Here is a 22,660-nt window from a genome sequence, read left to right on the forward strand (position 1 = left end):
ATCTTATCTACTAGGCTTCCAGCTCCATTATTTGCTCGGCCAGAGCTTCCCATTTTTGCTGCAGGCCGCCAAGCTCCATTTTTTTAAGCTGATAGCTGTTGTTTATCTGCTTCAACTTTTCGGCCTGGTTAAAGATGGCGTTATCAGCCAGTTGGGCCTCTAAGGCTTTTATCTCTTTTTCTACCAATGCAACGTTATCCTCCAGCTTTGTCAAATCCTGGTTAAGCTTTTTCAGCTGCTGGTGTTTGTTATCGCCACCGGCCTGTTGTTTAACCGGGGCAGATTCCTTCTTCTCTTCCTTTTTAGGCTGAGGAGCAGGTGTAGCTGCAACCGGCTCCAAAACGCGTTTGGCGTTCCATACGTCGTACTCGGCGTAGGTGCCGGGGTATTGTTTTATCTTTTGATTTTCGATGAACCAGATTTTATTCGCCACATTATCCAGGAAGTACCTATCGTGCGATACCACGATAACCGTACCTTCGTACTGTTGCAGCGCCTGTATTAGTATATTCACCGAAGCCATATCCAGGTGATTGGTAGGCTCATCCAGTACCAGGAAGTTAGCATCCGCAGTAAGTGCTTTGGCCAATGCCACGCGCGATTTCTCGCCACCCGATAGCACTTTTATCTTTTTGAAAACATCATCGCCGGTAAACAGGAACGAACCTAATATCGAGCGCAGCTCGGTATCGGTATGTTTTGGAGCGAACGCCTGCAGTTCCTGCAATATCTGGTGCTCCAGGTGCAACGACTCTAACTGATGCTGCGCAAAGAAAGTTTGCGTAACGTTATGGCCTGTTTGTGATGTGCCCTCAAACTCAGTATCGGCCCCTGCAACAATGCGCAGCAGGGTAGATTTACCTTTACCGTTGGCACCGATCAGGGCAATTTTATCACCTTTTTCGATGATGGCTTCGGCATCATCCAAAATATCGATGGTTGGATATTTTTTGGTGATATGCTCCATAGTAACCACGTGCCTGCCACTTTGCTTGCTGAAACGGAAGCTGAAGTTCACTTCTGGGTTATCATCATCCACATCATCAACGCGCTCCATTTTATCCAGCATTTTTATACGCGACTGGGCCATTTTAGCCTTGGAAGCCTTCGCACGGAAACGCTCTATCAAGCGCTCCTCCTGCTTTATTTTTGATTGCTGGTTTTTAAACTCGCCACGCTGTATCTCGGCACGTAGGGCTTTCTCTTCCAGATAGAAAGTGTAGTTGCCTGCGTAAACGTTCAGTTTGCCCTTGCGGCTTTCTACCGTGCGGTTGATAACTTTATCCAAAAACCACCTATCGTGCGATACGATGATGATGGCGCCATTAAAAGCCTTCAAATAATCTTCCAGCCATTGGATGGAGGGTAAGTCCAGGTGGTTGGTAGGCTCATCCAGCAGCAGGATATCCGGTGCCTGCAACAGTATTTTTGCAAGCATCACGCGCATGCGCCATCCACCCGAGAAGGTGCTTAACTTGCGTTGGCACTCGGCTTCGCTAAAACCAAGACCGGCCAAAATTTCGTGTGCTTTGTACTCGATGTTGTAACCATCAAGCAGTTCAAACTCGTGCTGTTTATCGCTAAGTTTATGTAAAAGGTCTTCGGTATAATCTGTTTCCAGTTTTTTTAGGAGGGCCTCAATCTCGTCGTGCAATTGGTTCTGGCGCTCAAAGGCTTCCATAGCAACGTGTACGATGTTCTTGTCGGATGAGTAAGAGAGCAGATCCTGGTTAAGGTAACCCATGGTGAGGTCCTTAGCCATAGATATGGTACCCGATGTGGGTTTGTAATCGCCTACGATTATCTTCAGGAGGGTGGTTTTACCGGTGCCATTGGCCCCTATAAGGCCAATTTTTTCTCCCGGTTTTATATGCCAGTTAGCTTCATCATACAGCGCCCGGGCACCAATCTCAAACGTAAGGTTATTTATAGCGATCATTTGCCGCAAAGATACGCTTTTGCGGCGACGCCTCAAAAGAGAGATTAGAGATAGGGAGACAGAGGTTAAAGATTAGAGGTCGGAGGCTAGTTGGTAGGTTGTTGTTGTTTTATAGATTAAATAGTCTTTGTACAGTTAATTTCTAATTTCTTGCCTAAAGTCTGTCCTTCAATAATGGCACCCCCTGCGGGCCGGGCTTTTCGGGGCTGCGCTTTGCTTCGGCCCCGTTGCCCCGCTCTTGCCCGTTGCACCGTGGCTTCCCCCTACAATCCCTGGTGCGGAGGAATGGCATTTAAATATATTTTCCTAACCTCTAATCTCTAGCCTCTACCCTCTAACAGTGCTTAACCATCCCTCTGCCATCAGCCTTGATCCTGCTACGCTGGGGTGTACGCCATCGAGCGTCCAATAATTGGCAGAGCCTGTTTCCAACGCCTTATCGAATATCTTTTGCAACAGTATCAGCGGCGCATCGAATTGCCCGGCCAGATCTTTCGCCGCCTTTTGGAATAGCGGGAACGTAGGGTACCACTTATCATCTACGAATTTGGTGCCCTTTAAAGCAAATGGCTCGCCGATGATGAATTTTACGCCGGGCAATGCTTTTTGGGTACGCTCAAGCAAGGTCCTGTAGTCAGCAATATAGGTGTCTATGGTGCCTTTGTAGCCGTTGGTAAGGCTGTGCCAAAAATCGTTCACGCCGATGTGGATGCTCACCACGTTTGGTTTTAGGGCCAGGCAATCGGCCTCCCAACGTTCGGCTAATTGGTACACCTTGTTGCCGCTTACGCCGCGGTTATATATTTTGAAGTTTTTTTGAGGATGTTTCAATAGCAGTTCGCTGGCGGCATAGGTGGTATAGCCGGTGCCCAGCATGTCTGTAGTGTTGGGTTCAGTTGCGGCATGGTTGCGGCCCCAGTCGGTTATGGAATCGCCCTGGAAAAGGATCACGTCGCCATCATTCAGCTCCACTTTTTTTGCAGATGATGTGCCAACGGCGGCCGATACGATTTGCGGGATTGACAAGGTGGCAACGGTGCCTATAGCGGCGCTTTTAATAAAACTGCGGCGGGAGTTTTGCAGGAAATTCTTCATTATTGGCAGGTGTCTGTTATAAATGGACAGCAACTAAATTACAATTTTCCGGCTGATGTTAACCCTTAAATATTAAAAACGGTAAATTCGCGGCATGTATCAACTGCTTAAGCCCCTGCTGTTCAAATTCGACCCGGAGAACGTGCATTATTTCGTTACCCGCAACCTAAAGCGTTTCAATAAAGCGCCGGGTGGTACGGCCATCAGCAAAGCCATATGGGCAAGCGATGATAAACGTTTGGAGCGGGAAGTCTTCGGCTTGAAATTCAAGAACCCGGTGGGATTAGCAGCTGGTTTCGATAAAAACGCAGAGCTGATAGCCGAGATGGGCAACCTTGGCTTCGGGTTTATAGAAGTGGGTACGGTTACACCTTTGCCGCAGCCGGGTAACGATAAGCCACGTATGTTTCGCCTGCCGGCAGATGAAGCGCTCATCAACCGGATGGGTTTTAATAATTTAGGGGTGGATGTTGCAGCGGAGCGTATTGCCGCCTACCGCAAAAGCCTTAAACCGGGCGAAACGGCCCTCATCATAGGCGGCAACATCGGCAAAAATAAAGTTACTCCGAACGAAGATGCCGTGAGCGATTACATCAAATGTTTCGACCGGCTATTTGATGTGGTGGATTATTTTGTGGTGAACGTAAGTTCGCCCAATACGCCCGGTCTGCGGGCCTTGCAGGAAAAGGAACCATTGATGCATATCCTGAACACGCTGCAGCAGCGTAATAGCAAGGATGGTATCAGCAGGCCAATCTTATTGAAAATAGCCCCGGATCTTATCGATTCGCAGTTGGATGATATTGCCGATATTGTAAAGCAAACGGGCATAGCGGGCATTATAGCAACCAATACTACTATCAGCCGCGATGGTTTGGTGTCGCCGCATAAAGGCGAAACGGGCGGTTTAAGTGGCAAGCCTTTAACCAAACGTTCCACTGAAGTTATCAGCTATCTACATAAAGTATCGGGCGGCTCGTTTCCGATCATAGGGGTGGGCGGTATCCATTCGGCAGAGGATGCGTTGGAGAAGATTGCCGCCGGCGCGGTGTTGGTGCAGTTGTACACCGGGTTTATTTATGAGGGGCCGGGGTTGATCAAGCGTATATTGACACGATTGAAGGATTAATAGATTAAAACGATTTTATTGTAGAGACGCAATATTTTGCGTCTCTAATCATGTAATCTTAAAATCAAGCAAATCATGGTTCAGACAAAATCTTCCCCAACAAAAAAAGGCGTACCGAACCTCGGTACACCTTCAAATCTTTTGTGTAGATAGGAATTACTTGCCTGCAGCAATAGCTAAAACAGCATTGTTTTTTGCTATCTGGCTATCTTTTTTCTCTGCCGAACGGCTGCCCAACTCAATGTTGGTAGCTAACTTTAAAAACTGTACTTCTAAACGAGAGAAAGTTTTGTTTCTTCTATCTTTTCTTTTTAAACGAGTAACGCCCATGATCTTTTATTTTATAAAATATATTAACCCTGAGGTCGGAAGCGGATTCGAACCGCTGTAGGAGGTTTTGCAGACCTCTGCCTAGCCACTCGGCCATCCGACCTTTTTTAAGGACTGCAAAAATAGTAATTATTATTTGCTAATCAATTTTTATTGAAATGATTTTGCTGCAAGTTTTGCACAAAATATAGCGGTAGCTATCGCCACGTTCAACGATTCGGCACCGCCCACGCGTGGGATGGTTACCGGATGCTGTATCACCTGCTGAATTTCGGGCCGAATGCCGTTGCCCTCATTCCCCATAACAATCAATGCTTCCTTTCCAAAATCGGTTTGGTAGATGCTTTCGCCATTGAGTAAAGCACCATATATGGGCAGATTTGCCGATCGCAGGAATTCCTTCAAATTGGTATAACTGATATTCATGCGAGCAAGGCTGCCCATGGTGGCCTGCACCACTTTGGGGTTGTATGCATCAACGGTATCTTCGCTGCAGATGATATTGGTAATGCCAAACCAATCTGCCGTCCGGATGATTGTCCCCATGTTGCCGGGATCCTGCACGCCATCAAGTACCAGGCTATGTTTATTTTTCAGGTCGGCATCGCTAAAACCCGCCCATTGCGGTATATTGACGGCTGCAACAGCATCGGCAGGGTTCTTCAGTACGCTTATTTTTTGCAGCTCGGCAGGTGAAATCTCCTGAAAGTTTATTTTTCGGGATAAATTGAGCAATTTTGAGGCAATGCCCGGCGTGTGGTAAATTGTTTGGATACGGTATGGGGAGTTTGCAAATTCGATGATGGATTTATAACCCTCCACCAGAAACAAACCACTTTGCTGGCGAAACTTTTTGTGTTGTAGAGACGTTAGTAAACTGATTTGAGATTTTGAAAGCATATTTAACACCCGGCCCTTACCGTCTTGCAATATTAAGTATTTTGGTGGTTATTATCTCCGGTTGCAGCGTTACGCGCGGAATAAAGCCCAACCAGGTCATTGTGCGCAAGGTTACATTAAAGAATTTCGACAAGGAGTTCTCCGAAGCGGCCTTAAATTATGTTGACAAAGAACAGCAGCCCAACAACTGGCTAAACCTGCAATTCTATTACACTTTCAGCAAAAAAGGCAAACGTAACATCGGCGAGGCTCCGGCTTTATTGGATAGCAACCTGGTGGAGTTCTCGCGCCTGCAGCTGCAAAAATACCTGCAGAACAAAGGATACCTTAAAGCAAAAGTGGCCGATTCCATCGTGATAAAAAAGCAGAAAGCGGAGTTGATTTTTACAGCCACCGAAGGCCCGATGTTTCACATCAGAAATTACAAGGACAGTATTGCCGACCCCAACGTACGCAACCTTTATCGCAGCACCAAGAAGCAATACTCGCATGTTAACCCCGGAAGCCGCTTCGATACGGATAGCCTGGCTTATGATCGCGACCAGTTTTTCCAGGTGATGAAACGGAACGGTTACTTCGATTTTTATCGCCAGTACATCAACTTCGAACCCGACAGCAGTTACCGCCAAAGCGTAGTAGATCTGGTGATGATTATAGATAACCCTACCGGCAAAGCCGCCCACCCAACTTATACCATCAATAATACGCTCATAACTATTTCCACCAGCAATGGCCGCAAAATGGGCAAGGCCGATACCATACAGGTAGACTCGCAGTTCAGGTACGTAGATTACTCGGGCCGCTTTAAGCCTAAAACGGTAACCGATTATATCTTTCAGAAAAAGGGGCGGATGTTTGATATAGATATGCAAACGCTTACCACTACGCGCTTATCGGAATTGAACGTTTTTAGGAACGTACCCAGTCCCATTTACGACAAGTTGCCCGATAGCACAAACCGGTTGAATACCAGGCTGGAGATAGTGCCACTCAAAAGGATGTCTGACAGGGTGGAGGCGGAGTTTCTGTTCAACGGCGGGCGTTATGGCTATAACCTGGGCAACACTTTTACCAACCGCAATATTTTTAAACAGGCTGCTGCCTTGCAGGTGAAGATTAACTGGAGCATATTGTTCGATAGTGGGCGCAACGCAGGCGATAACAAAGGCATCCAGAACCAGGAGTTCAAAACGGGCGTTAGCCTTATTTACCCGCGCATCGTTTCTCCCTTCGATTTCCCCAACCTGGCCAAATTCGGTGTGCCGCATACTACGTTCTCTACTAACTTCTCGTTGTTTTACCAGAAAGGCCTGGTACAACGCCGCAGTTGGGTAAACTCCATCACTTACGATTTCTTCGATACCCGTACCAAGCAGCACTCTATTACGCCCATCAACATCGAATTTTCCAGTGGTAGTATAGATCCGGTTGCCAAGGCCGAGTTGCTTAAACAGAATCGCTATTCGTATGTGTACCTTATCGGTCGCACCACATTTACATCCGGCTCGCAGTACACCTTTCAGTATAACACCATCAAGCTGAATACCTACGAGAATTTCTACTATTTCCGCGGTAGCCTGGATTTGGGCGGCGGCACGCTCAACCTGCTTAGCCGGGCCTTTAATACCCCGAGGGACACCCTGGGGCAGCGCACCATTTTTGGCAACGCTTTTTCGCAATACATCAAAACCGAGATCGATTACCGCCTGTATAAAAGTCTCGGCGGCGAAAAGCAGTTCATTTTCCGCTTTAGCCCAGGTATTGGCGTGCCTTATGGCAATAGCAGCCAGCTGATATTCGAAAAGAACTTTTATACCGGTGGTGCAAACGATATGCGTGCCTGGTTGCCGCGTACGCTTGGCCCTGGCCAGTTTAACCGCGCCAGCTACGGTGTTGGCGGCGCTGCCGATACCACGCGCGCCCGCCTCAAATACCTCGATCAATTTGGCGAGATAAAGATGGTTGCCAACCTGGAGTACCGATACAAACTGATGGATAACTTCTTCGGCACGAAGCTTAAAGGCGCTCTGTTTATGGATATGGGCAACGTTTGGCGCCTGCACAAAACGGCCGACAACCCTAACGGAGAGTTTAGGCTGAATAACATTTTCAATTCTACCGCCATAGGCATAGGTACGGGTCTGCGTTTCGACCTTAGCTTCTTTATCTTCAGGCTTGATGCTGCGTTTAAATTCAAAGACCCACAGTTTAGCGGATCTGATCAGTGGGTGCTCATTAAACACCCGGGTGAGTTATTCAAAGCCGGCGAATTTAAAAAGGCCTACCTTAAAGCCAACAGCACCGGAACGGATGGCAATGGCAATTATGTGGGCGATAGCTACAACTTTATGCAGTTGAACTTTGGTATCGGGCTACCTTTTTAGGCGCCACTGGCTGAATCGGGATTTTAGACAACGTTTACATCAGCAACACCTTCCAGGCATCAGCAACCAGGCCGTTATCCAGCAAATGTTTGGCGTGCAGGTGCAGCTGCAATTCGCGAGTTTGGCTGTCGCCGATGGTAGCATCGAATAATTCTTTTATCTCATCGCTTTGGGCAAATACTTCGATTTCTTCATCAGTAGGTAAAGCTTCCACATTGCCCAGCTGCCCCAGGTTATTCCCTGTGAGTACTTTAGAATTGCGGATGGCATATGGAATAGCATCCACGCCGATACCTATCGTACGCACGGGCTTTGCTACCTTAAACAGGTTATCGGCAGTAACGCGGCAGTACCAGTCGCCGCCAAGGCGGGCCACAAGGTCTATCTTCTCCTGGTCTATCTTGCCGGTAGCATCCAGTATGTCCTCAATAATGTGGATGAGCTTAATTTCTGCGATAACCAAATTCCCAGCGCCCGGGCCATCGCCAAGGCTTATTACCTCTTTAATCAGGCATTCAAACTGTACCGGAGATTCGGCAACGCGGGGTGGTTTTACCAGTACCGATGGTAGCGGTGTCAACCCCGATTTAACGAACTCGTCAACCCCCGCCGGGTACTCCACGCTGGATAGCGACACCTGCTGTACGATATCGTAATTCACGATATTGATTACGCACTCGGGCACTGCCAGTATATTCTCCAGCGTGTGCTTGGTGGTATTGTCCCTCACCCTCCGCGCAGGCGAAAACACGCAAATGGGTGGGTTGGTGCTGAACATATTAAAAAAACTGAAGGGGCTTAAATTGACATTCCCCTCCGCATCCATGGTTGATGCCAAACAGATAGGGCGCGGCGCTATAGCGTAATGCAGGTAGTTCTGCAATTCCAGCGGGGAGAGGTCGGAGGTATCAAGTGTTAACATAGCTATTATACCTCCACCACGTCATTGCGAGGAACGAAGCAATCTCCCGGCTAGGCGTACCACTTAGCGTAGCGGCTTGTCCTATGTAGAGATTGCTTCGTTCCTCGCAATGACGTGATGGTTATTTTTTTAGTTTTAGTATCGAAAACTCACTCTCACTTTTCTTGATAATATTGCCCAGCATCCCCAATCCTGTTATTTCCATTTCTACCAAATCGTTGGGTTGCAGCCATTGGGTTTGATAGTCAGGGTCGTTCAATAAACCGGTACCGTTCAGCTCCAGGAAACAGCCCGTACCTACTGTGCCGGAGCCGATGACATCGCCGGGCAGCACATCGCAGCCGTAGGCGCAGCGTTCTATTATTTCGGCAAAGGTCCAGTCCATATCAGCCATATTGCCGCTGCTTACTTCTTTGCCGTTTACCACGCACTTCATCTGCAGGTTGTAGGCGTTACCTGTGTGGCCCGGTTTGGGCGCAGCTTTGTATTGCTCTAATTCATCGGGTGTTACCAGCCATGGGCCAATTACGGTAGAAAAATCCTTTCCCTTTGCCGGACCAAGGTTCAACAGCATTTCTTCCATTTGCAGGGTGCGGGCGCTCATATCGTTCATGATCATGTAGCCTGCGATATAGCTATCTGCATCAGCTGCTTTTATGTTACGTCCTTTTTTGTTGAGTACTACGGCTACTTCCAGTTCAAAATCGAGCTTTTGGAAATGATCCGGCATGCATTCTATTTCGCCGGGGCCTTGTATGGCATTGTGATTGGTAAAATAAAAAATCGGGTACTGGTCAAATTCGGGTATCATATCCACCTTGCGGTTGCGGCGGGCAGCAGCCACATGCTGGCGGAAAGCGTAGCCATCGCGGCAGCTTGTAGGGTGGGGCACGGGTGCTATCAATTCGTAAAACAGTTCTTCTTTACCTTGCATCTTGCCCTTGCGCAAATCCTCGTCTACACGTTTGGCGTGCTGCATTAACTCATCGCCGCCCCATAAAAACTCATTCATGCTATCGGGGATAAGCTTATCGCAGGAGTTGAGGTTGTAGATATGTCCTTTGATGTACACACCTAAATGCTCGCGGTCTTCGGTTTTATACGATACTAGTTTCATAAATATGGTGGTTTGTTTGGTTCTTGTTTTTTGAGGTTGCGCTGCAGGAATATGTTCGCGCCGTAGATAAAGGCGGCTAAGGAGGAAAGATCTAATATGAAGTTGCTGAAATTAAAACCCAACTGGCTTTGGTCAACATAGGCCAGCCTCCCGCCCGTGTAACGGTAAAATTGCCAGGGAAAACCAATAGCAGTAAAACCATCAATAGCGGCTTTATTCTCCATAAACAAAAAAGTTAAAATAACCCAAACGACTATCCCGATTACTATGGCGTCTTTTCTGATCATGCCCGGTTTAATTGGAAACCAAACATAAAACTTTTTTATAATAAACAGTATCGATAATATTATGCTTGCATATTAAAACAACTAGTCCTACATTTGTTTACCAAATATGAGCATCATCAAACAGTTTTACTTTTCCCTGGGCCTCACCTCTATGAGTGATGCTTCTTCCTTCAGGGATGCTGTGCTCGCTACTGCTGTTTTAGCACAGTATTAACTTCGTTGTTTTAAGGTTTTAATATTGAAAGCTTAGAAGGTTGTCTTTCTCCTGGCTATTAAAACTATTCCCCCGTTTCAATCGTTTAATAACTAATGATTTAAGTTAAGGTTTTCACAACTTTTCAACCTTAAAGCATTCCAACATTTAAACCAATTTTAATGCCTATTTACCATACTTTGGGGACTATCCCGCATAAGCGGCATACCCAGTTCCGTAAACCCGATGGCACTTTATACGCCGAAGAGTTGGTTTCTACCGAGGGTTTCTCCAGCCTCTACTCGCTGGTTTACCATGCCTACCCGCCAACCATTGTAAAGGAGCTGGGCGAGCCATACTCCGTAGAACCGAAAATTGCCCGCGAAAAGCACCTTAAACATACCAGCCTCATCGGTTTCAATATTGAACCGGTTGACGATTACCTGCAAAGCCGTAAACCGATGCTGGTGAATGCCGACCTGCATATTTCGCTAGCCGCCCCGCGCCAAAGCATGACGGATTATTTTTACAAGAACAGCCAGGCCGACGAGGTGATATTTATCCACGTAGGTAGCGGCACGCTAAAGACGGGCTTCGGGAAAATCAAATTTGCTTACGGCGATTATCTGGTGATACCCCGCGGGACCATCTACCAACTGGAATTCGATACGCCCGATAACCGCCTGTTTATCGTAGAGAGTTTTAGTCCCATCCGTTCGCCCAAACGCTACCGCAATGCCTACGGGCAACTAATGGAGCACTCGCCCTATTGCGAACGCGATATCAAACGCCCAACCGATTTGCAAACAATCGACGAGAAAGGCGATTTCAAGATACTCATCAAAAAACAAGGGCTTATTTACCCCTACATCTATGGCACTCACCCCTTCGATTTCATCGGCTGGGATGGCTTCCATTACCCCTGGGCATTTTCGATACATGATTTTGAACCCATAACCGGTCGGGTACACCAGCCACCACCTGTGCACCAAACCTTTGAGGGTAACAACTTCGTTATCTGCTCTTTCGTGCCGAGGAAATTCGACTACCACCCGTTATCTATCCCCGCACCCTACAACCACAGCAATGTGGATAGCGATGAGGTGCTGTATTACGTAGACGGCGATTTTATGAGCCGCAAGAGCGTGGTAAAAGGGCAGATAACTCTGCACCCCGGCGGCATTCCGCATGGCCCTGCGCCGGGCTCGGTAGAGAAATCTATCGGTAAGGAGTTTACCGATGAATTGGCCGTGATGATAGACCCCTTCCGCCCGCTGATGTTGACGGAAGATGCGGTAAGGATAGAGGACGAGAATTATTATAAGAGCTGGGTTATTTAGGATTTGTTGGAAGGTTGAAATGTTTGAAGGTTGGAAAGTTAGAATTCCGCCGAAAGCAAATCAACCAACTTTACAACCTTTCAACCTTAAAACATTACAACACTATGGAAACACTAACATTAGATAAAAAACCAACCACAACAGATTTCCTGCCGCTTAACGGTACCGATTATGTGGAATTTTACGTGGGCAATGCCAAGCAGGCGGCGCATTATTACAAAACCGCTTTCGGCTTTCAGGACCTGGCTTATGCAGGCCCGGAGACCGGCATGCGCGACCGTGCATCGTACGTGTTGCAGCAGGGCAAGATACGCCTGGTGCTTACCACGCCCTTGCATTCGGAGCATCCCATTGCCGAGCATATCAAAAAGCATGGCGATGGCGTAAAGATATTGGCCCTTTGGGTGGATGATGCCTTCGATGCCTTTAAGCAAACCGTTGCCCGTGGTGCCGAGCCGTACCAGGAGCCAAAGTCTATCACGGACGAGCATGGCGAAGTACGTACCAGCGGCATTAAACTTTATGGCGAAACCGTGCACCTTTTTGTGGAACGCAAAAATTATAATGGGCCGTTTTTACCAGGTTATAAAGCTATGCAAACCACCTATCAGCCAAGCGATACGGGCCTGCTATATGTAGACCATTGCGTGGGCAATGTGGGCTGGCATAAAATGAACCAATGGGTTAATTTTTATGAGGATATTATGGGCTTCCGCAACATCCTAACCTTTGATGATAAGATGATATCTACCGAATACAGTGCCCTGATGAGCAAGGTGATGAGCAACGGGAACGGCTACGTAAAGTTCCCGATAAACGAGCCCGCCGAGGGCAAAAAGAAAAGCCAGATAGAAGAATACCTGGAGTTTTACGAAGGCGAAGGCGTGCAGCACATGGCATTGGCCACTGCCGATATCGTTAAAACCGTAACCGACCTGCAAAGTCGCGGTATAGAGTTTTTAACCGTGCCCACCACTTATTACGATGAACTGACCGACCGCGTGGGCCACATAGACGAGGACCTGGGCCCCTTAAAGGAACTCGGCATCCTGGTAGACCGTGACGACGAAGGCTACTTGCTACAGATATTCACCAAACCGGTGGAGGATAGGCCTACTTTGTTCTTCGAGATTATCCAGCGCAAGGGTGCCAAATCATTCGGTGCGGGTAATTTTAAGGCCCTTTTTGAAGCGATTGAAAGAGAGCAGGAATTGAGGGGGAATCTATAGTTAGATGTGAGATTTTAGATATGAGATTTGAGACAGAAGCCGGGCCGAATAGTCCGGCTTTTTGTTTGGGTAATAGCCAAAGAGATTTTCTATCTTTATTCCACAACCCAAAAAAACCTGTATGATGTTACGATTAAAACTCCTGCTGCCCTTGCTGTTCATTGGCATGGCTTGTTTTGCGCAAGATAAACCTGTTTATGATGCCGCCCTGGCCAAAAAGCTGGGGGCCGACCAGTACGGCATGAAGAAATACGTAATGGCTTTCCTGAAAGAAGGCCCCACCAAAATTACCGACCCTAAAGCCGCGCAGGAGCTGCAAATGGCGCACCTGCGTAACATTATGAAACTTGCCGCCGAAGGCAAACTGGTGCTTGCCGGGCCGTTTATGGACGACCAGCCCATCCGGGGCATCTTTATTTTCAATGTAGAAAGCGTGGCCGAGGCCGAACAACTCACCGCTACCGATCCGGCCATAAAAGCCGGTACGCTGGTGATGGAACTGCATCCCTGGTACGGCTCGGCGGCCTTGATGCAGGTGGTACCCATCCACAACACCCTCCAAAAAAAGAGCGTTGCCGACTAAACCTCTCAGTGATGCGGATAGCATCATAGTCCAGCTAAAAGAGCATGCCGATGCTAAATACCTTGCCGGTATGCTGCGCTTTGGTGTGGATAACACACGCGCCCTTGGCGTAAGGATACCTGAGGTGCGTAGAATAGCGAAAGCCTACAAAAAGAATCACCAGCTGGCTTTACAGCTTTGGGATACAGGCATCCACGAGGCACGTATAATGGCGTCGATGGTTGATGACCCCGCACAGGTTACCGAAGAACAGTTTGATGCCTGGGCGATGGATTTTTACTCATGGGACCTGTGCGACCAGGTTTGCGGGAACCTGTTCGACCGTACGCCATTTGCCATAGCTAAAGCCATAGCGTACAGCGAACGCCCCGAAGAATACGTAAAACGCGCCGGCTTTGTGCTGATGGCCGAATACGCCATGCATCAAAAAAAGGCCGCAGACGAGGTGTTCTTGCAATTCTTCCCCCTCATGGAGCGCGAAGCATACGATGGCCGCAATTTTGTGAAGAAAGCCGTGAACTGGGCCTTGCGGCAAATTGGCAAGCGAAATGCCATCCTGAAGGCCGAAGCAATTGCAACGGCAAACCGTATAATTTTACAAGATAGCAAGGCGGCGAAATGGATAGCCCAGGATGCTCTAAAAGAGCTTTCAAGCCGACCTTAATTTATGCTTGAATTATAAACTTTTTAATTCTGAAGCTGTTGTGCTAATACCATGAAAGCCGATACTTCCGTTGACAAATTCCAGCCAATACCTTTTACCATTAGCCTGGCTATTACGCTCGTTATTGGTTTTGTTGCCTCGCTGTTTACCCGGCCCGAAATTGCGGGTTGGTACACCACATTAAAAAAGCCCGGCTACACGCCGCCGAACTGGGCATTCCCTGTAGCATGGACCACCCTTTACATCCTCATTGCCACTGCCGCCTACCTGGTTTGGAAACGTAGGGACGGTACTTCGGTTTACAAAACCGCCGTGTTTATTTATATCGTTCAACTGCTGTTAAATTTCTCCTGGTCGATTGTGTTCTTCGGGATGCATGCGGTGCTGGGCGGGTTGGTCGTTATTATCCTGTTGCTGGTATCTATCGTGCTCAACATCGCATGGTTTGCACGCTTCAAAAACACGGCAGCCTGGCTGCTGGTGCCATACCTGCTTTGGGTGGGTTATGCCACGCTGCTCAACATCGGTATTTATATATTTAACAAGTGATAGAAAAAACATTATTTTTATTGCAGGCTTATAGCCATAAAAACGCCCCATGAAAAAAATACTTTTTGCCTGCTGCCTGTTATTCGTTGCATCGGGTTACGCTTTTGCAGATACCGTAAGCATCAAACATTTCGTGGTAAAGGAAAACCCTTTCGCCAAGGATGAGATAGCCATAGTGGCTGTAGATACCGCCAGCAATATACAGGAAAACGTAAACGGCACCTTCAATTTTACGATAAACGGATTTTCGGAGGAACTGAAATTCGAAAAGGGTACGGCCTTCTACCGACATAAACTCGATAAATCGAGCTTTATATTTGCCCGCCATCAGAACGACGAGGGCACCACCTCGATGCTCTACTACGTTTACCGGCACGATAGCAAACTTACCCCGGTAAAAATCAGCTGGATACTGCTTGTAGCCATCCCCTTAGGGCTGGTATTATTGGGCTACCTGTTTAAGCGCTTCATCATCATCGCGCTCATCATCTTCTGTATATTCCTATATTTTAACCACAGCAACGGGCTCAGCATACCTACCTTTTTCCAAAGCGTGCTCGACGGATTGAAGGGGATATTCAGTCATTAATGAGTGAATTAGTGAGGGATTGAATGAGTGAATTAATGAATTGGCGAGGGGGTGCTAATCTGCTTCTAAAAGCTATACGCTTTCCTTAGCACTTTGGCGGTTGCAGGTATGTGCTTTTTCTCAAATAAATCGTATCCCGGTTTCAGGGTTGTCCAAAAGGGTAGGTAGGGCGATGCCGTGAATAACTGCATATGGGTTGCATCCATCGCAAAAGGATAGATATCCAGGTTTATTTTTTCCTGCCCGGCGCCGAGGGCTTTGTAAATCAGCGTGTAAATTTCTTCGATACGCGCGTCCGTCATGGCGTAGCAGCCGATAGAGGCGCAATTCCCGTGTATCATGATGGCGCTGCCGGTGTAGCCTTTTTGCTGTTCCAGTCTGTTAGGGTAACCTATGTTGATAGCGAGGTGGTAATTGCTTGCGGGGTTAAGCTGTTTAGCCGTAATAGTGTAAAAGCCTTCCGGACTTTTGCCGTCGCCCTGTTTGGTTTTGGTGCCCAACCCGCCCGAGTAATAGCAAATCTCATAGCGTTTAAACAAAGCATACTTCGAGCCTTTTTTCGCCCACACTTCAAGCTGGTTGTTTTGTTTAAAAATGCGCAGGTAGATGCGGTAATTGCTATCGAAACCGCCATCGGCAATTTCCTTTTGAAGCCTGGGCCAAAGCGTTGTACGCACATCGCTGGCGCGTTTGCTGTCGGGGAGTTCGGCAGTTTTTTTGAACGTTAATAAGGATAGGAAAAGGATAAAGAATAGCTTAGGCATTGCTGGTAATTTGATTGATCAAATATACCTAAGTTTGTAGTTGATTCGGAATAAAATTTTAATATATTTTATTATTTAGCTTTTAATTCTTTTAAAATGTATTTTAAAGATATTAAAAGTTGTTTTTATTGAGTTTTGTTCCCGGGCTTAAGCTGGAAGCTTAAGCCATGTCAGCCACGAGATACGCTTCGCTAATCTCGCGGCAGCGGAGGAAATTTTGAGGAAAACTATTTCTTTGGAAATTGTTATATTTGTTAAAATGAAATTCTACGAAAAATATCCGCAACTAAAAGACAGGGCCTTTTTGACGAAGGTGCTAACGGATACAATTTATTCAACTATGGCGCTCGAAGATCAAACAATTGAGGAAACTCGTGTTGAAGAACTTGTTGAATCGCTACTACATGATGCCGAATTAAAGGGGCCGCAGTTCTTTAGTAATCCAAATAATTAACCATTCGAATTGCTCGTCTACAACGAGGGGCGGATTGCTAATCTCACGGCAACTTCGTAACTAAATCCGAAATCGAAAATCCGAAATCCCAGCTTATATCCCCAACACCTGTTTCAACTTCACATACCCGGTTTTGCTTACCGGTATCTTCGCGCCCGACTTCAGGATGGCCAGGTGGCTGTCTTTCTCGTAAGGATCTAAGCGGGTGATTTGCTGTATGGCGATGATGTAGGAGCGGTGTACGCGCACGAAGTAACGCGGGTCGAGGGTTTTCTCGAAGAAGGCCATGGTTTTGTTCTTCAGGAAGGCACCTTCGGCCGTTATTACGCTTACGTAATCATCGTCGGCTTGCAGGTATTCCACATCCTGTACCGATATAATCTTCACTTTGGTGCCTGTTTTTACCACGATGCGCTCGTTTTGCGCGGGCGATTGAGCGGCTATCTCCAATAAAGTTTCCGTAGTTTTTGCGTTAGCGGCAGGGCCGGCAGCGGCGTGCGACAAGTATTTATCAATTGCTTTTACGAAACGCTCCTTGCTGAATGGCTTGAGCAGGTAATCTACCGCATGCGCTTCAAAGGCTTTTATGGCAAATTCATCAAAAGCGGTAGCAAATATTACGGCAGGTGGGTTCTCTACCAGCTCCAGCATCTCAAAGCCGTTTATTTTTGGCATCTGCACATCCAGGAAAATCAGGTCGGGCTGGTGCTGCTGGATAGCCTTGAGGCCCTCGAAGCCGTCGCCGCATTCCTGCAAAACTTCAATCTGCGGGAATGCCTGCAGGTATTCCAGTACAACCATACGTGCCAGGGGCTCGTCGTCAATAATCAAAACGCGTGTCATAACTGCGGTATTTTTATAATGGTTGTAAATATATTATCATTTGCATGGGTTTCCATCAAATCGTTGCGGGCAAATATCAAATATAATCTGCGTTGTACCCCACTGAGGCCGAAACCGGTGCCCTTGCGGGGCCTTGATGTTTGCGAATCGTAGGGGTTTTGTATGGTCATGATGAGGTAGTTATCCTCCAGTTCGCCACTGATGCTGATAGTTACTTCGCCCGTGGTATCGTACAAGCCAAATTTTATCGCATTTTCTACCAAAGGCTGTAAAAGCATAGAGGGCAGCAGCGCCTTGCCACATTTTTCGTAGCAGCTTATTTCGGTTTGCAGGCGGTGGCCAAAGCGTACCTTCTCAATCTCCAGGTATAAGTTCAAATGCGTCAGCTCATCGCTCAGGGGCACCAGCAGTTGGTCGTCCTTTTTGAGCGTGCCGCGAAGGAAGTCTGATAGCTGGTGTATCATCTTACGCGCCTCATCGGGCTTAAAGCCAATGAGCGCATTGATAGAGTTTAGGCTATTGAACAAAAAGTGGGGCTGCAATTGCTGGCGAAGGTTGTAAAGCTCGGCATCGCGGGCCAGTTTTTCGGCCTCGGTTTTGCGTTCTTCTGTTTTCTTATGGTCCAGCTGCGAGTAGAACAGGGCGCTGATCATGGCCATCCAGCCGATGGCCAGGAAATCGGTAAAGAGACGGATAATGAACGATTGTTTCAAAAAGTTATCATACACTACGCCGAAGTTAAAGAAAGGCAGTAGGTACCTGCATGCTGCTGTACAGCCTGCCGCCAGGGCACCGCACCATACCAGCAGGTAAATGTAGCTGCCACGGTCGGGTTGGTAGTAGCGCAGGTTGTTGTTGATGAGCCAGCAGGCCATGGAGAGCAAAAGGGCGCTCATGGCGCTATCGGCCAGGGCTACCATCCAAACAAAGCCGAAACTATGCAGGATATAAGCCTGCAGCGCGGCCCAAACCACCCCGCAGATAGCAAATGCCCCAAATAATTTCCCTCCTGATAATTGTGATGATGCCAAAACCTATGGTTTAATATTTTATTTAACGTTTAACGTTGCGTTTTTAATTCCCCTCTTGAGAGGGGGCGGGCCGGATAGGTGCAATGGCAGGGGTGTGTTGGCGACGCGGACTAACACACCCCTAACCCCTCTCAAGAGGGGAACCTTTTCGGCCTTCCCTAATTCCTAACCCCCAAAAGGGCCGATTTATGATGCGCCCAGGCGATGTACAGATCCGGGTCGGGAGCTTCGTGGATATTGTAGTAAAGTTCTGCGCCGTCTGTCGGCGTGCCTATGGCGTTCAGTTCGGCAACATCTATAAACTGCCATTTTACGGTTTGCTTTTGCACGTTTACAAAGCTATCCTGGTTGGCGTGGCCTATGTTGCTGGCTTTTTCGAAGGCGTGCTGCTCGGTGTCGGCGTTTATCAGCCTAAGTTGTTCGTCAAACTGTGGGTTATGGTCGCCGTTGCCGCTTATCACCCTAAAAACTAATTTCGCTACGTACCAATTCATGTTGTTGGGTATTATAGGTTATCGGATATATTAATGGGTATCGATTAGTAGCTGCGTATCTCCAGCCCGGCGAATAATGATACGCCTTTGATAATCAAAACCTTGTCGCTTTTCATGGCCTGCATGGTCTTCATGCGTTTATCGTCGGTGCCGGCAAAAATCGCGCTCATATCTACTATTACCTGCCAGTTGGCCGGTACGATAATTTTGGTTCCGCCAAATACCTGCGTAAGATCTATGATGGCGCGGTTGCCGATATCGGCATGGGTAAAATCAATTTCGGTACCACCGAAGATGTTGGTAATATCGCCACCCCTGAAGTTTTTGGAGAAGATGGTTTTATTTACCCCGCCGAAGATGGCGGTAGCATCTAAAATATCATCGTGCGATGGGGGAGGCGTAGTGCCGCTGTTTGTACCGCCATCGGTTGGAGGCACACCGGTTGAGGCACTGTATGGGGCAGCGTCACCAAAATCGGCTAACGGTTTTTCGCCGCTAACGCTACCTGCCTGGTATTTTTTATCCCAAAAGTCGCCGTCGTTTAATTGCCCGGCGGTTTTTTTCTTCTTCATAATGATCCACAAGCCCATGGCTATGAAGGCTGCGGGCCAAACGATGCCGCTGGCGTTATTGATGTTCTCTGTTAAAAGGGTTATAACGCCCAGACCAGTGATAATAACCCAGGTAGCGTTTTGGAAGTTGCTGCGCGAACCTATCCACAGGCCGATGAATACCAGCCATAGCGGTTTAAGATCTATATAATCGGGCAGGAGGAAAAGGTTGAGTTGCCTGAGCAGCATATAGCTGCCTATGAGGAGCAGTATTGCCCCGGCCATAACTGCGCCATTGGCTTTGTTAGGTTTTGGATTTATGTTGGTGTTCATGATATCTAAATTTTAATGTTACCCAAAACTAATGTAACATTTGGTTTATGCAAACCGCTTATTGGCGATGTAATTGAAGAAGTCGGTAAGTATGGATAAATTGTCGGTGAAAAATTTTGAGGGGCTTTAGTTTTTGATTGATATATTCGGAAGCAGAATAACGGAGATGAATAAAGAGTATAAAGTTGGAACCTACAGCAGGCTGTTTTATGGGTTCGCTGCCTCGGCAATGTTGTTTTTTTGCTTATTGCTCGTAATAACCATACGCTCCCATGGCTATGCGGTTTTATTTGTGCCGGCAATACCAAGTTTCATATGCATAGCTATTTTGTTCAACCTGTTTACCAGTAAAGTGGTGGTAACTGATGATGCAATCCGCCGCATCAGGTTGTTTTACGATAAGGAGCTTAGGCTTGCCGACATTAAAGGGTGCCGCATTGGGCAAAAAGTTATCGTTTTAGAATCTAAAACGGCATCATCGTTAAATATACAAATCAGCAACTATCATGACTTAAGCAGGTCTGAGGAGCTGGCAGCCTGGATAGCAAAAACCTTTGTCGATTTGAATAAACAAGATTTGGAAAAAAACGAATTGGAGATATTAAAGGATACCCAACTTGGGGCGACAGAAGCCGAACGCAAAGCCAAAGCAGGCAGGATAAAAGAATTCGGTATCGCTTACGTTATTTGGGGCGTTATTTTAGGGTTGATATCGTTACTTATTGATAATAAAATTGCATTGGTTTTAATGGGAATAGCGTACCCATTGTTGGCCTTCGTATTATTTAAATTCAGTTACGGCTTGCTGGTGTTTGTGACTACTAACCAAAACAGTGCATCCTTCGGAATAGCGATAGGCTTCCTGGCGCCGGCGGGTGCTATGCTGGCCGCGACACTGACAAAATTCGAACTATTAACAGTTGCAAACGCATTGCTACCCGCAATAATAATCGGTTTGGTGATAGCCGCCCTTTTCTACCTATCAGGAATTAACAAATCAGAGCGTGTAAGCGGACAAATTGCATTAATGGTATTAGCAGGGTTCGTTTACGCTTTTGGGGGCATATTGATGGTCAACTGCCGGTTTGATCAGTCCAAACCGAAAATTTACCAGACTACCGTGACCGACGAATACATCAGCAGCGGCAAGGGTCCTCATTATCATATCAGGTTAAAGCCATGGTTGGCCGGTAGGGGATACCAGGAGATTGATGTGTCTGAAAGCACTTACGAAGCGAAGCCGATTGGCACGCCCGTTACAGTTACCCAAAAAGCGGGAGCCTTGGGCATCCCGTGGTTTTATACCGATTTGTAATGCGGGTTTTCGCATTTGCCTATATTCGGGCACCTAAATAATTGGAATGGAAAAGGAGTATAAACTATCAGTATTTTGGAGAGCATTGAACGGCCTTGCGGCATTTGTTTTGATTGGTGCGGGCGTTTATGTGTATATAATTCTTCCTTTAAAATTAAGCTCACTTTGCTTGTTTCTGGTATTATTTGGCACAGGTTTGTTTATTGGAATCGATATTTTTAAACGTAGAGTCATTACATCGGATACAGCTATCCAACGAATTAATGTATTGGGGAAAAAGCAAATCCAGCTGGTTGAGATAGGATCGATAAGAATAGAAGCAACTTCGATAATTATAGTGCCGAAAGATAAATCAAGAAAAAATATACTCATTGCTTATGCTCACCTAAGCAATCATGAAGAATTTATCAATTGGCTAAAAGGGAAATTTACGTCTCGGGACGCTTAAATAAATGTAATGGAACAAGAATTTACCTTGTCAAAATACTGGAAAGCATTTTACGGAATAGTGGCCACTGGAGCGGGGAGTGCATCAATCTTTTTACTGACCAAATTATCGTCCGCGAAAAGTCCTTCCGCCTTGATTGCCTTATCTGTCGTCTTCCTGATTTTTGGAATAATAATGGCCCTGTATATATTAAGAAGAAAAGTTGTGTTATCAAAAAACTCAATATCCGTCAGCGGCATTTTGGGCACAAGAGAGTTTGCCAATAACGAAGTAAAAGGGTTCAGGCTAGAGGCGAAGGCTATCTTAATTTTTTCAAATACAGAATGCGTGCGCCGGATAATGATTAACGATTACGACAGTATAGGCAACAGCAATGCCCTGATAAACGAGCTAACCGAAAGATACCCGGACTTGGACGCTATCGATTATCAGGCCGGCCTTAGCGATATTCTGCAAAGCGATGAGCTTGGCCTGTCGGAGGATGAGCGCATGAATAGCTTAAGGTCTGCTGGGCGCTTAGCGTTTATTTATAACATTTTTGGACTCGTTGTATTTATCGGATCTATCTTTTTTGTTGATGCCCTGATAGCCAGCGACCTGTACTCTGTTGTGTTAATCATTTACCCTTTGGTGGGCTTATTGCTCATGGCCACCCAAAAGGGCTTGATAAAATTTGCGACAAAGAAAACCAGCCCGCTTTACAGTTTGTATTATTCGATGTTCATGTCCTGTGTTTTTTTGGTAGGAAAACCCTTAGTCAAATATAGTCTTATAGATTTTAGTACAGCCTGGTTTTCGATAGGTGGCGTTGCCGTGGTGTTTTTTGGATTATTGTACTGGAAAGGCAAAGCCGATGCTGCGAGCGCGGTAAAAGGACACGTAGTAGCCATGTTTTTAGTAGCCTTAGCTTATGGATTTGGGTTTGCAATAATGGTGAATTGTATGTTTGATACAACTAAACCGCAAATATTTACCGCTAAAATAGAAAAGGTATATATAACAACCGGAAAGCGGACGATATACAATGTTACCGTAGCCCCATGGGGGCCAGTACATAAATCCAAATCAATCCAGGTTGCCGAAACGGTTTTCTACAGGTTGACGGTAGGAAATGATATCGGGGTTGAGCTGAGGCCCGGTTTGTTCAGCATGCCCTGGTATCAACTCAATATTTGAT

Annotated in this window: 24 protein-coding genes and 1 tRNA gene; 12 read left to right on the top strand and 13 right to left on the bottom strand. The window is 46.8% G+C overall.

Annotation, left to right across the window (positions count from 1 at the left end; all coding sequences use genetic code 11):
* Positions 1-10: 10 nt before the first annotated feature.
* A complete protein-coding gene (locus AC1DXC_RS07680; protein WP_477458563.1) occupies positions 11-1,939 on the bottom strand; it encodes an ABC-F family ATP-binding cassette domain-containing protein in 1,929 nt (642 codons plus the stop codon).
* Positions 1,940-2,266: 327 nt separating this feature from the next.
* Positions 2,267-3,034: an SGNH/GDSL hydrolase family protein gene (locus AC1DXC_RS07685; RefSeq protein ID WP_477458564.1), complete on the bottom strand. Its 768-nt coding sequence runs from the start codon at positions 3,032-3,034 to the stop codon at positions 2,267-2,269.
* 94 nt (positions 3,035-3,128) lie between these two features.
* Between AC1DXC_RS07685 and AC1DXC_RS07690 the strand changes: the two genes are divergently transcribed.
* Entirely contained in the window at positions 3,129-4,163 is a 1,035-nt protein-coding gene (locus AC1DXC_RS07690; protein ID WP_477458565.1) for a quinone-dependent dihydroorotate dehydrogenase, read from the top strand.
* Positions 4,164-4,319: 156 nt separating this feature from the next.
* Here AC1DXC_RS07690 and AC1DXC_RS07695 read toward each other — a convergent pair whose 3' ends face one another.
* The 3 genes from AC1DXC_RS07695 to AC1DXC_RS07705 all read right to left on the bottom strand — a co-directional run bounded on the left by AC1DXC_RS07695 (position 4,320) and on the right by AC1DXC_RS07705 (position 5,393).
* Complete coding sequence (locus AC1DXC_RS07695) at positions 4,320-4,493, bottom strand: spore protein (protein ID WP_078347886.1); 174 nt, start codon at positions 4,491-4,493, stop codon at positions 4,320-4,322.
* Positions 4,494-4,525: 32 nt separating this feature from the next.
* Positions 4,526-4,596 (bottom strand) — tRNA-Cys (locus AC1DXC_RS07700).
* A gap of 47 nt (positions 4,597-4,643) precedes the next feature.
* Positions 4,644-5,393 (bottom strand): TrmH family RNA methyltransferase, encoded by a 750-nt coding sequence (locus tag AC1DXC_RS07705; RefSeq protein ID WP_477458566.1) that lies wholly within the window; start codon positions 5,391-5,393, stop codon positions 4,644-4,646.
* Between AC1DXC_RS07705 and tamL the strand changes: the two genes are divergently transcribed.
* Entirely contained in the window at positions 5,384-7,777 is a 2,394-nt protein-coding gene (gene tamL / locus AC1DXC_RS07710) for a translocation and assembly module lipoprotein TamL (RefSeq protein ID WP_477458567.1), read from the top strand. The genes AC1DXC_RS07705 and tamL overlap by 10 nt on opposite strands.
* 34 nt (positions 7,778-7,811) lie before the next feature.
* Here tamL and AC1DXC_RS07715 read toward each other — a convergent pair whose 3' ends face one another.
* The 3 genes from AC1DXC_RS07715 to AC1DXC_RS07725 form a co-directional block, all read right to left on the bottom strand.
* The gene (locus tag AC1DXC_RS07715; RefSeq protein ID WP_477458568.1) at positions 7,812-8,699 is read right to left on the bottom strand and encodes a flavin reductase family protein; all 888 of its coding nucleotides are present in this window, start codon (positions 8,697-8,699) and stop codon (positions 7,812-7,814) included.
* A 121-nt stretch (positions 8,700-8,820) separates the two neighbouring features.
* On the bottom strand, positions 8,821-9,816 hold the full coding sequence (locus tag AC1DXC_RS07720; RefSeq protein WP_477458569.1) for a fumarylacetoacetate hydrolase family protein: 996 nt from the start codon (positions 9,814-9,816) through the stop codon (positions 8,821-8,823).
* Positions 9,813-10,103 (bottom strand): hypothetical protein, encoded by a 291-nt coding sequence (locus AC1DXC_RS07725; protein WP_477458570.1) that lies wholly within the window; start codon positions 10,101-10,103, stop codon positions 9,813-9,815. The genes AC1DXC_RS07720 and AC1DXC_RS07725 overlap by 4 nt, the downstream gene beginning before the upstream one ends.
* Positions 10,104-10,478: 375 nt before the next feature.
* Here AC1DXC_RS07725 and AC1DXC_RS07730 point away from each other — a divergent pair, with 375 nt between their 5' ends.
* From AC1DXC_RS07730 to AC1DXC_RS07755, 6 genes are all read left to right on the top strand, one after another.
* Positions 10,479-11,636, top strand: coding sequence for a homogentisate 1,2-dioxygenase (locus tag AC1DXC_RS07730; RefSeq protein ID WP_477458571.1), 1,158 nt, complete (start codon positions 10,479-10,481; stop codon positions 11,634-11,636).
* Between the two features lie 104 nt (positions 11,637-11,740).
* A complete protein-coding gene (gene hppD, locus AC1DXC_RS07735; protein ID WP_477458572.1) occupies positions 11,741-12,865 on the top strand; it encodes a 4-hydroxyphenylpyruvate dioxygenase in 1,125 nt (374 codons plus the stop codon).
* 121 nt (positions 12,866-12,986) lie between these two features.
* A complete protein-coding gene (locus AC1DXC_RS07740) occupies positions 12,987-13,448 on the top strand; it encodes a YciI family protein (protein WP_477458573.1) in 462 nt (153 codons plus the stop codon).
* Complete coding sequence (locus AC1DXC_RS07745) at positions 13,438-14,112, top strand: DNA alkylation repair protein (RefSeq protein WP_477458574.1); 675 nt, start codon at positions 13,438-13,440, stop codon at positions 14,110-14,112. Before AC1DXC_RS07740 ends, AC1DXC_RS07745 begins: the two co-directional genes overlap by 11 nt.
* Before the next feature lie 51 nt (positions 14,113-14,163).
* Positions 14,164-14,661: a TspO/MBR family protein gene (locus AC1DXC_RS07750; protein ID WP_477458575.1), complete on the top strand. Its 498-nt coding sequence runs from the start codon at positions 14,164-14,166 to the stop codon at positions 14,659-14,661.
* A gap of 49 nt (positions 14,662-14,710) precedes the next feature.
* Positions 14,711-15,250 carry a hypothetical protein gene (locus AC1DXC_RS07755; RefSeq protein WP_477458576.1) on the top strand — a complete coding sequence of 180 codons (540 nt, stop codon included), beginning with the start codon at positions 14,711-14,713 and terminating at the stop codon, positions 15,248-15,250.
* Positions 15,251-15,315: 65 nt separating this feature from the next.
* On the opposite strand, the gene AC1DXC_RS07760 is transcribed toward AC1DXC_RS07755, so the two are convergent.
* The gene (locus AC1DXC_RS07760) at positions 15,316-16,014 is read right to left on the bottom strand and encodes a L,D-transpeptidase family protein (RefSeq protein WP_477458577.1); all 699 of its coding nucleotides are present in this window, start codon (positions 16,012-16,014) and stop codon (positions 15,316-15,318) included.
* A gap of 259 nt (positions 16,015-16,273) precedes the next feature.
* Here AC1DXC_RS07760 and AC1DXC_RS07765 point away from each other — a divergent pair, with 259 nt between their 5' ends.
* On the top strand, positions 16,274-16,468 hold the full coding sequence (locus tag AC1DXC_RS07765; RefSeq protein WP_477458578.1) for a hypothetical protein: 195 nt from the start codon (positions 16,274-16,276) through the stop codon (positions 16,466-16,468).
* A gap of 93 nt (positions 16,469-16,561) precedes the next feature.
* Here the strand turns inward: AC1DXC_RS07765 and AC1DXC_RS07770 are convergent, their stop codons facing one another.
* From AC1DXC_RS07770 to AC1DXC_RS07785, 4 genes are all read right to left on the bottom strand, one after another.
* Positions 16,562-17,311: a LytR/AlgR family response regulator transcription factor gene (locus AC1DXC_RS07770; RefSeq protein WP_477458579.1), complete on the bottom strand. Its 750-nt coding sequence runs from the start codon at positions 17,309-17,311 to the stop codon at positions 16,562-16,564.
* Positions 17,308-18,342: a sensor histidine kinase gene (locus AC1DXC_RS07775; protein ID WP_477458580.1), complete on the bottom strand. Its 1,035-nt coding sequence runs from the start codon at positions 18,340-18,342 to the stop codon at positions 17,308-17,310. Before AC1DXC_RS07775 ends, AC1DXC_RS07770 begins: the two co-directional genes overlap by 4 nt.
* Positions 18,343-18,500: 158 nt before the next feature.
* A complete protein-coding gene (locus AC1DXC_RS07780; RefSeq protein ID WP_477458581.1) occupies positions 18,501-18,836 on the bottom strand; it encodes a DUF4288 domain-containing protein in 336 nt (111 codons plus the stop codon).
* Between the two features lie 44 nt (positions 18,837-18,880).
* Positions 18,881-19,720 (bottom strand): LiaF transmembrane domain-containing protein, encoded by an 840-nt coding sequence (locus AC1DXC_RS07785; protein ID WP_477458582.1) that lies wholly within the window; start codon positions 19,718-19,720, stop codon positions 18,881-18,883.
* Positions 19,721-19,886: 166 nt separating this feature from the next.
* Here AC1DXC_RS07785 and AC1DXC_RS07790 point away from each other — a divergent pair, with 166 nt between their 5' ends.
* The 3 genes from AC1DXC_RS07790 (at position 19,887) to AC1DXC_RS07800 (ending at position 22,659) form a co-directional block, all read left to right on the top strand.
* A complete protein-coding gene (locus AC1DXC_RS07790; RefSeq protein ID WP_477458583.1) occupies positions 19,887-21,035 on the top strand; it encodes a hypothetical protein in 1,149 nt (382 codons plus the stop codon).
* Between the two features lie 46 nt (positions 21,036-21,081).
* Complete coding sequence (locus tag AC1DXC_RS07795) at positions 21,082-21,483, top strand: hypothetical protein (protein ID WP_477458584.1); 402 nt, start codon at positions 21,082-21,084, stop codon at positions 21,481-21,483.
* Between the two features lie 339 nt (positions 21,484-21,822).
* On the top strand, positions 21,823-22,659 hold the full coding sequence (locus AC1DXC_RS07800; protein ID WP_477458585.1) for a hypothetical protein: 837 nt from the start codon (positions 21,823-21,825) through the stop codon (positions 22,657-22,659).
* Position 22,660: the final 1 nt, after the last annotated feature.

Source organism: Mucilaginibacter sp. P2_D11 (genome assembly GCF_056404435.1).

Coding starts and splice junctions, on each gene's coding strand:
- AC1DXC_RS07680 (WP_477458563.1), bottom strand. CDS start 1,939: ATGATCGCTATAAATAACCTTACGTTTGAGATTGGTGCCCGGGCGCTG.
- AC1DXC_RS07685 (WP_477458564.1), bottom strand. CDS start 3,034: ATGAAGAATTTCCTGCAAAACTCCCGCCGCAGTTTTATTAAAAGCGCC.
- AC1DXC_RS07690 (WP_477458565.1), top strand. CDS start 3,129: ATGTATCAACTGCTTAAGCCCCTGCTGTTCAAATTCGACCCGGAGAAC.
- AC1DXC_RS07695 (WP_078347886.1), bottom strand. CDS start 4,493: ATGGGCGTTACTCGTTTAAAAAGAAAAGATAGAAGAAACAAAACTTTC.
- AC1DXC_RS07705 (WP_477458566.1), bottom strand. CDS start 5,393: ATGCTTTCAAAATCTCAAATCAGTTTACTAACGTCTCTACAACACAAA.
- AC1DXC_RS07715 (WP_477458568.1), bottom strand. CDS start 8,699: ATGTTAACACTTGATACCTCCGACCTCTCCCCGCTGGAATTGCAGAAC.
- AC1DXC_RS07720 (WP_477458569.1), bottom strand. CDS start 9,816: ATGAAACTAGTATCGTATAAAACCGAAGACCGCGAGCATTTAGGTGTG.
- AC1DXC_RS07725 (WP_477458570.1), bottom strand. CDS start 10,103: ATGATCAGAAAAGACGCCATAGTAATCGGGATAGTCGTTTGGGTTATT.
- AC1DXC_RS07730 (WP_477458571.1), top strand. CDS start 10,479: ATGCCTATTTACCATACTTTGGGGACTATCCCGCATAAGCGGCATACC.
- hppD (WP_477458572.1), top strand. CDS start 11,741: ATGGAAACACTAACATTAGATAAAAAACCAACCACAACAGATTTCCTG.
- AC1DXC_RS07740 (WP_477458573.1), top strand. CDS start 12,987: ATGATGTTACGATTAAAACTCCTGCTGCCCTTGCTGTTCATTGGCATG.
- AC1DXC_RS07750 (WP_477458575.1), top strand. CDS start 14,164: ATGAAAGCCGATACTTCCGTTGACAAATTCCAGCCAATACCTTTTACC.
- AC1DXC_RS07755 (WP_477458576.1), top strand. CDS start 14,711: ATGAAAAAAATACTTTTTGCCTGCTGCCTGTTATTCGTTGCATCGGGT.
- AC1DXC_RS07760 (WP_477458577.1), bottom strand. CDS start 16,014: ATGCCTAAGCTATTCTTTATCCTTTTCCTATCCTTATTAACGTTCAAA.
- AC1DXC_RS07765 (WP_477458578.1), top strand. CDS start 16,274: ATGAAATTCTACGAAAAATATCCGCAACTAAAAGACAGGGCCTTTTTG.
- AC1DXC_RS07770 (WP_477458579.1), bottom strand. CDS start 17,311: ATGACACGCGTTTTGATTATTGACGACGAGCCCCTGGCACGTATGGTT.
- AC1DXC_RS07780 (WP_477458581.1), bottom strand. CDS start 18,836: ATGAATTGGTACGTAGCGAAATTAGTTTTTAGGGTGATAAGCGGCAAC.
- AC1DXC_RS07785 (WP_477458582.1), bottom strand. CDS start 19,720: ATGAACACCAACATAAATCCAAAACCTAACAAAGCCAATGGCGCAGTT.
- AC1DXC_RS07790 (WP_477458583.1), top strand. CDS start 19,887: ATGAATAAAGAGTATAAAGTTGGAACCTACAGCAGGCTGTTTTATGGG.
- AC1DXC_RS07795 (WP_477458584.1), top strand. CDS start 21,082: ATGGAAAAGGAGTATAAACTATCAGTATTTTGGAGAGCATTGAACGGC.
- AC1DXC_RS07800 (WP_477458585.1), top strand. CDS start 21,823: ATGATTAACGATTACGACAGTATAGGCAACAGCAATGCCCTGATAAAC.